Raw genomic sequence first — 12890 nt, 5'->3', positions numbered from 1 at the left:
CGTCAAAGGAGGGTGACGGCGAGGAGCCGATTTGCACATCGCCGATTCGCGTGGCGACGCGACTCGTGCCTGGTCACAATGCCGCCATGGCCACCATCACGCCGACGATCCGGCTGCGCAGGCTGGGCATGGCGCTTCGCGACCACCGCGAAGCGGCCGGCCTCACGTTAGACGACGCCGCCCACGTCCTGATGCGCTCGCCCTCGTCGCTGAGCCGCATCGAGAAGGGCCTGCACCACCTCCCGGTCCGCGACCTGGAGTACATCCTCGGCAAGTACGGCGTCACCGACCCCGCCGTGACCGGCCGCCTGTTCGACTGGTGCCGCAATGGCCGCAAGAAGGGCTGGTGGCAGCGCTACGCCACCGACCTCTCCCCCGAGATGATGGACTTCATCGGCCTCGAAGCCGACGCCATCTTCATCGCGCTCTTCGAACTCATCCTGATTCCGGGACTGCTACAGACCGAGGCGTACGTCCGCGCGCTCATGGAAACAGGCCCTTTCGCGGACGACCCCGAGCGTGTCGACAGACTCATTGACGTGCGCATGCGCCGTCAGGAGCTGCTCCACAGACCAGATCCACCCAAGTTGCTGACGATCCTGGACGAAGCCGCATTGCGGCGGCAGGTCGGCGGATCCGAGGTAATGCGTTCCCAGCTGACACAGCTGATCGAGGTCTCTGCCCTCCCGCATGTCGCCCTTCAGGTGATTCCCCTCGGCGAAGGGGCGCACTGGGGAGTGACCGGAGCTTTCAAGATCCTAGATGTTGGAGATTGCGGTGACCTGCGGATAGTGACCGTCGATTCCTTGACCGCAATGTCGTACCGGGAAGACGAATCCGATGTCCGCACCTACAGCATGGCCTTCGATCATCTCCGCACCACTGCTCTCTCCGCGCAAGAGTCCCAAAAGCTGATCGCCGGGCTATTGTCAGAGCTATGACGACTCTCCATTCGCCTCGGCCCTCGTGGCGGACGAGTAGTTACAGCGGGAACCAGGGCGGCGAGTGCGTGCAGGTGGCCGCCGTGTGGCGGACCAGCAGCCGTAGTGGCAACCAGGGCGGCACATGCGTGCAGGTGGCCGTCGTGAGGTCGTAGGCGCGGCAGCCGCTAGCTTCCCGTGATGTTCCACGTGGCGGGGAGTTCCGTGTCGCAGAAAGCGCAGTGGAAGTCGTCGTCGCGGACGATGTTCCGCTCGTGGCAGGCCGGGCAGCGGCGGAAGATGACCGGATGGGTGAAGCTGCCGGGGTGAGCGAGTCCCGCCTGGTCGAGGGCGTCGCGGACCGCGGGCCAGCTCGTGACGTCCGGGCAGTAGCCGGTCGACTGGTTGCTGATCTCATCGACGACCCAGCGGCCCCGCTCGCGGCGGAACATCACCTCTCCGGCGCCCAGAACCGGGACTCCGCCGGCGCATGCGACGTGTTCACTTCGCCGCGGTGCCAGCCGCAACGTTCCGCTCAGATCCACCACGTAGGTGAAGGGCTCGTCGAGTTCGGCGTCACCACGATTCGACGACCAGGCGGCGAGGTCGTCCAGGGAACGGATCGCACGGCCCTCACCCCCCGGTCGCACCGTGGCGAGGAGATCGGCGGGGCCCACGTACCGGTACGTCTGTTCAGTCATCGGACACCACGGCGGGCTCCGTCAGCGCGGGTAGCCCCAGCGCCGCCAGGAGCTTGAAGAACTGGTCTTCAACAAAGACATCGCCGCCGTCGAGGACCGCCTCCACCGCCGCCACACTCGGCGCGTAACCTGCCTCGACCGCCCATGCCACGGCCTGCGGCGCGGCGATGTCCGCGGGCGGCACCAGCTCGTACAGCGGGCGGCAGGCTTCGCGATAACGGCTCTGCCAGAACTGGTCGAGATCGGCCGGGAGTTCTTCATCGTCATCCACTTCGAGGCACTCGGTGTACTGCGAGTCGAGGTAGTCGATGAGCACCTCCAGCGTCAGCCAGCCGCTCCACCGGCCGGCCCGTGGGCTGTAACCGATCAGCTGGGCGCCGTCGCTGGCCAGCACGATGGCCGCCAGCACCGGCCGGCCGGTCTGCGCCAGCACCGACTTCAGCAGGTGTTCCCTGTCGTCCGTACCGGTCATCGGCGGGTGCCAGTCCTCCGGCGCTCGGTGCAGTTGAACCGCCTGCCAGCCGTCCTGGCCCTCACCGTGCCAGACGATGTGGTCGGCCAGATCTCGGACGCCGTCGAGGTCCGGGAGAGGCCGATCAGCGCGCGCCACCAGGAAGGTTCCCCAGAATCCCATGGCCGGGATTATCGAGCATGGGTGCGACGATCGACGGATATCGCCGCCGACGGGAGTGCTCGTACGGGCCGTGGTTGCGGATATTCGGAAGACTCTCCGAGAGGTCGCGGGCAGGATGCGGCCTATGAATCGTCAGGAAATCAGCGGGATCGCCCACGGTGACCATCCGATCATGGCTCCTCTCGCCGATGACTCGGTGCGTACGCTGCTCGATCGGGCCCTGCGCCGTGGGGACGAGCGGATCCTCGATCTCGGATGCGGGCAGGGAACCTGGCTGGTACGCGCGCTGGCCGACCGTCCCGGGCTTCGGGCCGAAGGTGTCGACGTGGACGCCTCGGCGATTGCTCGGGCTCGCGAGGCCGCGAATGCCGCCGGAGTGGCCGATCGGGTCGTCTTCCATGAGGTGGATGCCGGCGAGTTCACGTCTCCGCACCGATTCGACCTGGTGATCAGCGTCGGCGCCGTACATGCCTTCGGGGGCCTGGTGTCGACGCTCGACGCGGCCGCCGGCCATCTCGCCGCCGGGGGCGGTGTCCTCGTCGGCGACGGATTCTGGGAGCGCCCGCCCGGCCAGGAGACTCTCGACTGCGGCTTCGCCGCCGACGAGTACGACGACCTCGCCGCGACCGTCGATCGCATCCGGTCGCGCGGATGGGTTCCCGTGTACGGGCACGTCAGCACGCGGCAGGAGTGGGACGACTACGAGTGGTCCTGGACCGGCACCCTGTCACGGTGGGCCCTCGACCACCCGGAACATCCGGACGGCGATCAGGCGCTCAAGGTCGCCGATGAGCACCGCTCCGCCTGGCTCCACGGCTATCGCGGCACTCTCGGCTTCGTCACCTTGTACCTCCGGCAGGCCGATGACCGCTGAGACGGTCCTGGGGCCACCGGCCGTCGTTCAGGCGCCGATGATGCCGGGGAGCCGGTTCTGGAAGTCCAGCAGGCCGACCCAGGTAGGGCGCAGCGCGATGCGTGCCATCCTCGTGTCCGGGTGCGAGGCCTGAGCGACGTACCCGGCGCCGCCCTCCTCGCCGAGGAAACGGCGTGCCGCCTGCGCCTGCTCGGGCACCATGCCGTCGACCTCGGTGATCGACACCCGGCCGCGCAGGAGGAGCACCTCCGGCGGCTGGGGCTCCGTGTCGATCGTGACGGCCACGGCGGGGTTCGCGCGCAGGGCGCGCAGCCGCGCGGCCGGGCGCGTGATCCCCATCGGCGGGCAGTGGACGTACGTCGCCATCACGAGTTCGCCGCCGGTCCAGACGAACCAGGTCGACATCACCCGAGGCGTCCCGTCGGTCGCCACGTAGGCGAGCCGCGCCGGAATCTTCGAGTGCAGAAGGCGCTGGGCGACGTCCGTCTCCAGCAGCCGCAGGTCACCCTGTGCGAGATCCATGAGTCGTCTCCTTAGGTCGGTTCGCCCGTACTGACCGGAGAGCCGACGTGAACTCATCGCCGATGCCGACGCGCCCCGGGCCCGCGGCCACAGGACGCGCTCGCCTTTGCGCCTCCTGCCTGCTTTCGACCTGAAAGCGGTCGCGCTGTTCGGCAAGCGGCACCCCGACTGCGAAGTGCACATCCACGAGACCCAGGGCCACGACGCCGTCGCCCGGCTACGCGGCGGCGACATCGACGTCCTGATCACCGACCTCCTCATCGCCTCCCAGCCCGACGTGGTGGCCGGACCGGTCCTGCTGTCCGAGGCGCGGATGCTGGCGGTGGCGGCCGGGCACCCGCTGGCCGATCGCCAGGCGGTGTCGGTGGAGGAAATGGCCGAGTACCCGGTGATCCTGGTGCCCGCAGACATGCCCGACGCCTTCCAGCTCGACCGCAACCCGGCGCACACGCCGTCGGGCGCACCGGTCCCCCGCGGTCCCCGAGCCGCCAGCTTCACCGAGACCCTCACCCTCGTCGCGGCCGACCGCGGCGTCTTCCCCGTCGGCGACAACGTCGCCCGGCTCTACCCCCGGCCCGACATCGCCTACCTCCCGTTCACCGACGCGCCACCGCTCCGATGGGGGCCGATGTGGCTGAAGACCAACGCCACCAACCGGGTCCGCGAATTCGTCCAGGCGGCTCAGGACGCCTGCGACTCCGACCAGGTCACTCGCCGCCCGGCCAACCGCTGACGCCACCGGCCCACGCCTGGCGGGCGGCTGCGGGCAGTTGCTCGCCCTCATCGGGCCTCAGCGTCGCACGCGGTAGCGAAGGTGAGTGGCGCGATTGCCCTGGATCACGACCGGGTCGTCGAAGCGGTGCGGCGCGCCGGCCAGGTCGGTGAAGTACGGGATGCCCTCGCCGAGCAGCACCGGTACGAGGCTGATGCAGACCTCGTCCACCAGTCCCAGGTCGAGGGCCTGCCGTGCGATGTCGGCGCTCGCGATACTGACGTCCTTGTCGCTGGCGATCTCCTTGGCGCGCGCGACGCCTTCCGCGACGCTGTCGACGAAGGTGGTTCGCGGCCACTTCGCCGCGTCCGACGGCGGGTTGTGGGTCACGACGACGACCGGGGCCCCGATCGGATGGCTGTCGCCCCAGCCGCTGGTCAGGTCGAAGAGCCGGCGGCCGCAGACGAGCGCGCCGACGCCGGAGAGGATCTCGCGCAGCATCTCCGCGCTGTTCGCGTCGACCTGGAACGACCAGCGCTCGTCGGCGCTCGGCACGGTGACGTCGCCGGCGCCGTACCAGCCGAACAGCTCACCGGTCCCGTCCTTCGGGTCGGCGATGTAGCCGTCCAGGGACATTGTCATGTGCGTGTGGACCTTCGCCATGTGGACCTCCCGTGGGTTTCTCCACCGAATAGAACGTCGGTGAATGCCAGAACTCATCGGCTGTCCCGACCTACTTCAGCCGCCGTTCAGTCCTGGCTGAAAGGCCGCCCCGCTCCCCCTCCAGTCGAGCGACCGTGATTGCCGCAACAGCGGTTCTTCACCCAAGGAAGCCCAGGGAGGGCAACCATGGACCACTCATCCACCAGGCGAATGGTCGGCAAGGCCACGGCTCTCGCATTCGCCGTCGGTGTCTTCACCGCGGCAGGTGCGGTCAGCGTCGGCGTGGCGAGCGCCACCACCCCCGCGCCCACCACCCCCGCGTCCGCCGACTTCGCGGCCCAGGCGAAGAGCGCGGGACTCTCCAACGCCCAGGCCAAGACGTTGCAGACGCGGGTCGACCGCTACGTCGCCGACTACCACGGGACACAGATCGCCGCCAACAAGGTCTCCGCGAAGGGCATGTACATCACCGTCGCTCTGCCCGGTGAGAAGTACGCCCGTACGCTGCCGGCCGCCCCGGGAGTGCACGCGAACGACGTGTGGCAGGACAAGTGCCTCGCCGACAACCCGATCTACAGCGGATGGTTCTGCCTGTACAAGGGCGAGGTCTTCCAGGGCGACGTGCTGTCGATGTACACGTGCGGCGACCACAACATCTACGGCTGGTACAACAACGGCTCGTGGGTCAACAACCAGACCAAGGGAACCGTCGCGCTGCTCCGGAGCGCCAGCGGCGGCTACAAGTTCTACACCGGGGGCGCGTACGACTCCTCGCAGAGTTTCAACTGGACGCCGGTGGATGTCGTCCACCCCTGCTGATCGAGCCACCTCGCTGCGGCCGGGCCGGGGGCGGCTGAAGAGCCGTACCCGGCCCGGCGCCGGTTTTCGGGACGGTCGCCATACGTCAGGCCGGACCGCGAGCGACTCTCACACACCAGGCACAGTTGACACCATGGCCGGATAAGGACATTCCCCCAAAATCGCACTGACAGCGACGAAACTGTTAAGTCGATACATGAGTCATTCGGGGGAATCTCATGCTACGAATCCACTTCACGGGGAAAGACCTTTCCCGGACCCGGCTCGCCACAGGACCGGATCCGATGTGGGACGTCCTGCTCAGCCTGCACCAGCTGCCCGGCCACGACGGCGCACTGACATACGACCCCTGGCGGCGCCAGGTACGCGCGGAGCTTCCGCCGTCGCTCCGGTGGCTCGGGGGCATCGCGCCTCCGCGCGGATACTCTCCGGACTTCCTCACCCCGGGCGCCGACAGCCTCGAGCACGGGCTCGACCTGATCGCCTCGACGCCGCTCACGGTGATCCGCAAGGAGCTTCGCATCCTGGCGGCCCGGCAGCGGTTGCCCGCTCCGGCCGACGCCCTCGCCGACGGATCCGCCGCGGCGATGCGCGGCCTGGTGGGCGCCCTTCGCCGCCATCACCAGGTGGCCCTCGCGCCCTTCACACGCCGGATCGAGCGGAGCGTGCGCGCCGACGTCGCCGCGCGGGGCCGAGCCTTACAGGACTCCGGAATCGAGGCGCTGTTCGTCGGGCTGCACGATCAGGCCCGGTGGCGGCCACCCGTACTGGAACTGCCCTATCCGGTCGACCGGGACCTGCGGCTCGAGGGGCGCGGGCTGCGCCTGGTGCCGTCGTTCTTCTGCTGGAAGTATCCGATCGCGTTCCGGGATCCGGAGCTGCCACCGACACTCGTGTTCCCGATCGAACGCGACTTCGCCTGGGCCGTTCTGACCCGGCGGCCGGCATCGCCCCGTTCCCTGGAGGCCCTGTTGGGCCGGACTCGGGCGACCATCCTGTCCACGGTCGCGGCGCGCGCGTGCAGCACGAGTGAACTGGCCGCAAGGGTCGGCGTGTCCAAGTCCATGGCCAGCCAGCACGCCACCGTCCTGCGCGACGCCGGGCTGATCACGACGCACCGGATCGGCCGGCAGGTGATGCACAGCTCGACCGCCGCCGCGGACACTCTCCTGGAGTCCGCGACCTGACCACCGTCGTCCCAGACGACGCGAACTCATCGGCTGCCCAAGGCCCGCCCCGTGGCGGGACGGGGCGGGCGTCCGGGAGGGTCAGTGAGTGGCGTCGGGGTTCACGCCGACGACGATGGTGGCGAGCAGGCCGTGGGTGATCGGTCCCTTGTGGAGCGGGCGCAGCGTGACCAGGCCGGCCGAGCCGCCGTCGCGGTAGATGCCGTCCTCGTCCAGCGTCGTGCGGTGCGTGGTGTTGATCGCGTACGGCTGGAGCTTGGCGATCCGCTCGGTGACCTTCTCGTCGAAGAAGAACTGGCCGGTGTGGGCCACGTGGCCGCCGGTGTACTTCTTGCCGACGACCTTGCCGCCGATGTGGACCTTGGCGTGGATGTGGATGGCCCGGCCCATGTACCAGCCGGGATACAGCGTCCGGAACTCCACGACGCCGCGCCGGTCGGTGAGCTGGACGCCCCGGAGGAAGGTGAGCTTGTCGGTCGGCTCGGCGTGGCCGCCACCGCCGCCCGGCGGCGGGGAGCCGGGCGGAGGTGCCGTCGGCGTGCCGGTGGGCGGGGGGCCGCCGCCCGGTCCGCCGCCGTTCGCGCCGCCGACTCCCATGGCCGTGTAGCCGGAGTACTCGCCGAGGGCGTCGCAGTGCCAGATGTCCAGCGCGGCCCTCGGGATGGGCGCGCAGGTGGTCGCGTCGACGACGGTGGCGCGCAGGATGAGGGGCACGCCCTCCTTGTGCTCGGTGATGTCGCGGCGGAAGAGTTCGTAGTCGAGGTAGTAGGGGCCCTCGGTCAGCTCCGGCACCAGCACGCACGCCGGCTTCGGGCCGGTGGGACCGTGGGTGGTGGAGGCGCCGGCCGCCGCGCGGCCCAGCGCGACGATTCCGGCCGCGCCGAGGCCCGCGCCGCCGAGGGCGGTCAGCGCGGCGCGGCGGTTCACCGCGCTGGATTCCGGCAACCGGGTGTGGTCTTCATGGTCGGTCATGCGTTCGCCACCTTGGGTTGACAACGGCTATGACGATCAGTCGGCCCCCGCGTCGAGCGACGCTATCCGTGTCCCATGAAGATTGGATGAGAGCGATCTGAGAACCGTGAGATGTTCGGCGCCGCCGTCTGTCGATCCGGCCGGGGCCCGTTCGTGTAGAGGGTGAGAGCCGGTCCGGAAGAGGGAGCACGCGATGAAGCAGTACATGTTCAGCATCTACCAGCCCGCCGGAGCAGAGCCCCCGGCCGATCTGGATCGGATCATGCGTGAGGTCGAGGCCTGGCAGCAGGAGCTGAAGGCCGCCGGCGCCTGGGTGTTCACCGGGCGCCTGCACGCTCCGAGCACGGCCACGGTCGTACGGCTCCGCGACGACGAGGTGCTCACGACCGACGGCCCGTTCGCCGAGGGCAAGGAGTACGTCGGCGGCTTCACGATCGTCCGGGCGGCCGACCTCGACGCCGCGCTCGAATGGGCGGGGGCCTTCACCCGCATCACCCGTCTTCCGGTGGAGGTACGGCCGATGCTGGGCGAGGACTGACATGTCCGCCACCGCGCAGGTCGAGGAGGTCTTCCGCGAGGAGTACGGCCGCGCGGTGGCCGTCCTGGTCCGTGTCTTCGGCGACATCGAACTCGCCGAGGAGGCGGTCCAGGACGCCTTCGCCGAGGCGCTGCGGCGCTGGCCGTCTGCGGGAGCGCCCCCGCGCCCGGCGGGGTGGATCATCACCACCGCCCGCAACCGCGCGATCGACCGGCTGCGCCGTGAGGCGTCCCGTACGGACCGGCACGCGCAGGCCGTCTGGCTGCGGACCCCCGACGAACCGGCCGAGGAGGGCCCGGTGCGCGACGACCGGCTACGCCTGATCTTCACCTGCTGTCACCCCGCGCTGGCGCCCGCCGCGCGGGTGGCGCTGACGCTCCGGCTGCTGGGCGGGCTGACCACCGCGGAGATCGCCCGGGCGTTCCTCGTGCCCGAGCCGACGATGGCCCAGCGCCTGGTCCGGGCCAAGGGCAAGATCCGCGACGCGCGCATCCCGTACCGGGTCCCGAAGGAGGCGGACCTGCCGGATCGCCTGCGGGCCGTGCTGGCCGTCATCTACCTGATCTTCAACGAGGGGTACGTGGCCGGCTCGGGCGACCGGCTGATCCGCGCGGAGCTGTGCGCGGAGGCGATCCGCCTCGGGCGGCTGCTGGCCGAGTTGATGCCCGACGAGCCGGAGGTGACGGGCCTGCTCGCGCTGATGCTGCTGGTCGAGTCGCGCCGGGCGGCGCGGACCGGCCCGGACGGATCCCTGGTCCCGCTGGCCGAGCAGGACCGGAACCGGTGGGACCGCGAGCTGATCGACGAAGGGCAGGCCCTCGTCCGGCGATGTCTACGGCGCGACCGGCCGGGGCCGTACCAGGTCCAGGCGGCGATCAACGCGGTGCACAGCGACGCGCCGGACGCGGCCGCCACGGACTGGCGGCAGATCCTGGAGCTGTACGACCTGCACCTCGCGCTCGCCCCGAGCCCGGTCGTGGCCCTGAACCGCGCCGTGGCCGTGGCCGAGGTGGAGGGTCCCGGTCCGGCGCTCGCGCTCGTCGACGGCCTGGACCTCGACCGGCACCACCTGTACCACGCCATCCGGGCCGACCTGCTGCGGCGTCTCGGCCGTACCGGCGAGGCGGCCCTGGCGTACGAGGCGGCGATCGCCCGCACCGAGAACACCGCCGAACGCGACTTCCTGCGGCGCCGCCGTGCGGTGCTCGACGGGTGACGCCGGTGCTCCTGGTCGCCCGATCAGGACGTATTGCGGGTGTCAACACCCGGCTGAGGCGCGCTGGTGTCTCGGCTCTGAATGGCGGCGGCGGCGCGACGCAACTCGTCGAGGACGGTTCGGACGGCCTTTCGTGCGGTGCGCTCAGGGCGGTGGAGTACATCGATATGGCGCTTGGCGTTCACACCGCTCAGCGGCTTGAGGACCACCGCGGGGTGCGGACGTGAGGTCCAGCGGGGCATCAGTGCCAGGCCGCCGCCGGCGGCCACGGCCTCGGCGACCACGGAGAATTCGTTGATGCGGTGGACGATGTCGAGCTGGCGGCCCGCGACGGTGGCGATGGCCTCGATGGTGGCCATCAGCGGGAAGCCGTCGTGAACGGTGATCCAGGGCTGATCGGCCACGTCGCGCGGGAGGAGCTGCCGCTTGGAAGCCAGGGGGTGGTCCCTCGGCAGAGCGACGTCGAGCGGCTCGCGCAGCAGTGTGGCAGCGGTCACGGTGCGCGGCCACGCCGGAGCATGGTCGAGCCGGTGAGCGAGCACGAGATCGTAGTCCCGCGTGAGACGGGGGAAGCGGTCCTGCGCCACGTCCTCGTCGGCGAGAGTCAAGCAGGGACGGCCCGGCCCGGCCAGACCGCGCAGCAGGAGCGGGAAGAACACCGTGGCCGCGCTGTGGAAGGCCGCCACCGACACGTCGCCGTCCGGTTGCTCGGCGAAGTCGGCGATGGTGCGCCGCGCCCGGGCAAGGGCGGTCTCCACCTCGATCGCCGCACCTGCCAAGGCCTGCCCGGCGTCGGTGAGCACGATCCGCCGTCCGGCGCGTTCGGTGAGCGGGACGGGACTCGAACGTTGCAGTAGTCGCAGCTGCTGTGAAATCGCCGAGGGCGTCACGTGCATGGCCTCGGCGACCGCGCTGACGCTGCCGAGCTCTCCCAGTTCGCGGAGGATCCGCAACTGCCGTTCGTCCACTCGAACAGTGTAGGCGAACTAAAGGTTCGTTTCAGAAGTTGGTGGTTGGCTTCATTGTCCTGGTGGTGCACCGTGAGGACGTGCCTGATGCTCGCCGTACCGATGCCGTCCTCCTGCTCGTCGCGCTCGTCTGGGGTTCCAGCTACCTGGCAGCGAAGACGGCCGCCGCTGCCATCCCCGTCCTGGCGCTGCTGTTCGCTCGGTATGCGATTTCCGCGCTCGCCTGTGTCGCCCTCGTCGCCGCTCGTCGCGGATTCCGCCGCTGGACGCGCGAGGAGATCCGAGCCGGGGCGCTGCTGGGAATCACCCAGGCTGCCGTTCTGGTGCTGGAGACCTACGGGGTGGCGCATACCAGCGCCGCCAACGCCGGACTGATCATCAGCCTGACCATCGTGCTGACGCCGCTGCTGGACCGGGCCGGCGGTCGCGGCAGGCCGCCGCTGCGGTTCTTTCTCGCCGCGGGCGTCTGTGCCCTGGCCATCGGACTCCTCGTGTCCGGCCGCGGACTGCACACCCCACAGGTCGGCGATGTGCTGATCCTCGCCGCCGCGGTCGTGCGGGCGGGCCACGTCGCGCTCGTCGGGCGGCTCACCACAGGTCGCGCCATGGATCCGCTGCACCTGACGACCGTCCAAACCCTCGTCGGCTCGGCGCTGTTCTTGGTGCCCGCCCTCGCCGACGTGCCCGAGTTGGCCCGCAGCAGTGCCACCACCTGGATCCAGCTGATCTATCTCGCCCTGTTCTGCAGCGTGTTCGCCTTCCTGGCGCAGACCTGGGCGGTGCAGCGCACCTCCGCCAGCCGGGCGAGCCTTCTCCTGGGCACCGAACCGATCTGGGCCGTGGCCGCCGGGATCGGTCTCGGCGGCGAACGGTTCACGCTCGTGGCCGCCCTCGGCGCCGCGCTCATGGTCGCCGGAACCTACTGGGGCCAGGCCATCGAACGTGCCCACCGCACGACCGTGAAAGATGACACCCCGTGCCCGGCACCGGCACTTACCGGTTGACGCCCTCCGGAACGTGCGCGGGCGGCGCGCGCGGCGGCTAAGGTGGGCGACCGTGCGCCTCGTCATCGCCCGTTGCAGCGTCGACTACGTCGGCAAGCTCACCGCTCACCTGCCCCTGGCCACCCGGCTGGTCCTGATGAAGGCCGACGGCAGTGTCTCGATCCATGCCGACGACCGCGCGTTCAAGCCGCTCAACTGGATGAACCCGCCGTGCTCCGTCAAAGAGGACGAGGGCCGCTGGACGGTCACGCACGGCAAGTCGGGCGAGCAGCTGATCCTCACGATCGAGGAGATCCTGCACGACTCCAGCCACGAGCTGGGCGTCGACCCGGGCCTGCAGAAGGACGGCGTCGAGGCCCACCTGCAGGAGCTGCTGGCCGAGCACATCACGACGCTGGGCGAGGGCTGGAAGCTCATCCGCCGGGAGTACCCCACCGCGATCGGCCCGGTCGACATCCTGTGCCGCGACGACGCGAACGGGACGGTGGCCATCGAGATCAAACGGCGCGGCGAGATCGACGGTGTCGAGCAGCTCACCCGCTACCTCGACCTGCTGAACCGCGACCCGCTCCTGGCACCCGTCCGCGGGATCTTCGCCGCGCAGGAGATCAAGCCGCAGGCGCGGGTGCTCGCCGAGGACCGCGGCATCGGCTGCGTCACCTTGGACTACGACGCGCTGCGCGGCATCGAGCGGGACGGCACGCTCTTCTAGCGAGATACCTGACAGAAGGTGGCAGTCTTCGCCGCCATGCTGGGCATATGAGCAAGCGAGCAGAAGGCACCTTCACTCTCGACGTCTGGGATGCCGAGAAGCCGTACGACGAGTACGAGGGGACGCAGCTGACCCGCGTCCACGTGGAGAAGACGTTCAGCGGCGGCCTCACCGGCACCAGCACGACCGAGTTGATCACTGTCGTCACCGAGAACCCTGCCGCGTACGTCGGTGTCGAGCGGTTCCAGGGCACGCTGGACGGTCGTACGGGCGGGTTCGTGCTCCAGCACAACGCGGGCGGCGAGGACGGCAAGCCGTGGCTGACCTGGAAGATCGTGGAGACGAGCGGCACCGGCGACCTCAAGGGGATCAAGGGCGAGGGGCAGATCATCATCGAAGAGGACGGCGGCCACTCCTACACGCTCGACTACGAGCTGGACTGAGGACG

At 69.8% G+C, this 12890-nt stretch carries 17 protein-coding genes; 11 read left to right on the top strand and 6 right to left on the bottom strand.

The genetic code is table 11. From position 1 onward, the window contains the following. Positions 1-86: 86 nt before the first annotated feature. On the top strand, positions 87-941 hold the full coding sequence (locus ACYVF7_RS10995) for a helix-turn-helix domain-containing protein (protein ID WP_460338511.1): 855 nt from the start codon (positions 87-89) through the stop codon (positions 939-941). Then, entirely contained in the window at positions 938-1096 is a 159-nt protein-coding gene (locus tag ACYVF7_RS10990; protein ID WP_460338509.1) for a DUF397 domain-containing protein, read from the top strand. The genes ACYVF7_RS10995 and ACYVF7_RS10990 overlap by 4 nt, the downstream gene beginning before the upstream one ends. Positions 1097-1108: 12 nt before the next feature. On the opposite strand, the gene ACYVF7_RS10985 is transcribed toward ACYVF7_RS10990, so the two are convergent. Further along, a complete protein-coding gene (locus ACYVF7_RS10985) occupies positions 1109-1621 on the bottom strand; it encodes a hypothetical protein (RefSeq protein WP_460338507.1) in 513 nt (170 codons plus the stop codon). Further along, the gene (locus tag ACYVF7_RS10980; RefSeq protein ID WP_460338505.1) at positions 1614-2255 is read right to left on the bottom strand and encodes a hypothetical protein; all 642 of its coding nucleotides are present in this window, start codon (positions 2253-2255) and stop codon (positions 1614-1616) included. The genes ACYVF7_RS10985 and ACYVF7_RS10980 overlap by 8 nt, the downstream gene beginning before the upstream one ends. 124 nt (positions 2256-2379) lie before the next feature. Between ACYVF7_RS10980 and ACYVF7_RS10975 the strand changes: the two genes are divergently transcribed. Further along, on the top strand, positions 2380-3129 hold the full coding sequence (locus tag ACYVF7_RS10975) for an SAM-dependent methyltransferase (RefSeq protein ID WP_460338503.1): 750 nt from the start codon (positions 2380-2382) through the stop codon (positions 3127-3129). A gap of 27 nt (positions 3130-3156) precedes the next feature. Here ACYVF7_RS10975 and ACYVF7_RS10970 read toward each other — a convergent pair whose 3' ends face one another. After that, positions 3157-3651 carry a pyridoxamine 5'-phosphate oxidase family protein gene (locus ACYVF7_RS10970; RefSeq protein WP_460338501.1) on the bottom strand — a complete coding sequence of 165 codons (495 nt, stop codon included), beginning with the start codon at positions 3649-3651 and terminating at the stop codon, positions 3157-3159. A 106-nt stretch (positions 3652-3757) separates the two neighbouring features. Between ACYVF7_RS10970 and ACYVF7_RS10965 the strand changes: the two genes are divergently transcribed. Next, positions 3758-4384: a LysR substrate-binding domain-containing protein gene (locus ACYVF7_RS10965; RefSeq protein ID WP_460338499.1), complete on the top strand. Its 627-nt coding sequence runs from the start codon at positions 3758-3760 to the stop codon at positions 4382-4384. A gap of 57 nt (positions 4385-4441) precedes the next feature. Here the strand turns inward: ACYVF7_RS10965 and ACYVF7_RS10960 are convergent, their stop codons facing one another. Beyond that, positions 4442-5026, bottom strand: coding sequence for a dihydrofolate reductase family protein (locus tag ACYVF7_RS10960; protein WP_460338497.1), 585 nt, complete (start codon positions 5024-5026; stop codon positions 4442-4444). Between the two features lie 186 nt (positions 5027-5212). On the opposite strand from ACYVF7_RS10960, the gene ACYVF7_RS10955 reads away from it, so the two are divergent. Continuing rightward, entirely contained in the window at positions 5213-5845 is a 633-nt protein-coding gene (locus tag ACYVF7_RS10955) for a hypothetical protein (protein ID WP_460338495.1), read from the top strand. 284 nt (positions 5846-6129) lie between these two features. Further along, a complete protein-coding gene (locus ACYVF7_RS10950) occupies positions 6130-7032 on the top strand; it encodes an ArsR/SmtB family transcription factor (protein ID WP_460338493.1) in 903 nt (300 codons plus the stop codon). Between the two features lie 81 nt (positions 7033-7113). On the opposite strand, the gene ACYVF7_RS10945 is transcribed toward ACYVF7_RS10950, so the two are convergent. Beyond that, positions 7114-8004 (bottom strand): intradiol ring-cleavage dioxygenase, encoded by an 891-nt coding sequence (locus tag ACYVF7_RS10945; RefSeq protein WP_460338491.1) that lies wholly within the window; start codon positions 8002-8004, stop codon positions 7114-7116. A gap of 193 nt (positions 8005-8197) precedes the next feature. Here ACYVF7_RS10945 and ACYVF7_RS10940 point away from each other — a divergent pair, with 193 nt between their 5' ends. Together ACYVF7_RS10940 and ACYVF7_RS10935 are read left to right on the top strand one after the other, a co-directional pair. Continuing rightward, positions 8198-8542: a YciI family protein gene (locus tag ACYVF7_RS10940; RefSeq protein WP_460338489.1), complete on the top strand. Its 345-nt coding sequence runs from the start codon at positions 8198-8200 to the stop codon at positions 8540-8542. Between the two features lies 1 nt (position 8543). Further along, positions 8544-9758 (top strand): RNA polymerase sigma factor, encoded by a 1215-nt coding sequence (locus tag ACYVF7_RS10935; RefSeq protein WP_460338487.1) that lies wholly within the window; start codon positions 8544-8546, stop codon positions 9756-9758. 23 nt (positions 9759-9781) lie between these two features. On the opposite strand, the gene ACYVF7_RS10930 is transcribed toward ACYVF7_RS10935, so the two are convergent. Next, entirely contained in the window at positions 9782-10726 is a 945-nt protein-coding gene (locus tag ACYVF7_RS10930) for a LysR family transcriptional regulator (RefSeq protein ID WP_460338485.1), read from the bottom strand. An 80-nt stretch (positions 10727-10806) separates the two neighbouring features. Between ACYVF7_RS10930 and ACYVF7_RS10925 the strand changes: the two genes are divergently transcribed. Genes ACYVF7_RS10925 through ACYVF7_RS10915 form a run of 3 tightly spaced genes read left to right on the top strand, consistent with a single transcriptional unit; the run spans position 10807 to position 12885 of the window. Beyond that, the gene (locus ACYVF7_RS10925; protein ID WP_460338483.1) at positions 10807-11730 is read left to right on the top strand and encodes a DMT family transporter; all 924 of its coding nucleotides are present in this window, start codon (positions 10807-10809) and stop codon (positions 11728-11730) included. Positions 11731-11782: 52 nt separating this feature from the next. After that, positions 11783-12442, top strand: a complete 660-nt coding sequence (gene nucS, locus ACYVF7_RS10920) for an endonuclease NucS (RefSeq protein WP_360894985.1) — start codon at positions 11783-11785, stop codon at positions 12440-12442. Positions 12443-12489: 47 nt separating this feature from the next. After that, positions 12490-12885 carry a DUF3224 domain-containing protein gene (locus ACYVF7_RS10915; RefSeq protein WP_460338481.1) on the top strand — a complete coding sequence of 132 codons (396 nt, stop codon included), beginning with the start codon at positions 12490-12492 and terminating at the stop codon, positions 12883-12885. Positions 12886-12890 lie beyond the last annotated feature (5 nt).

It is taken from the genome of Actinoallomurus acanthiterrae (genome assembly GCF_054775715.1).
Note: the sequence above shows the minus strand (reverse complement) of the source record. Positions and strands in the feature narration are given on the sequence as shown.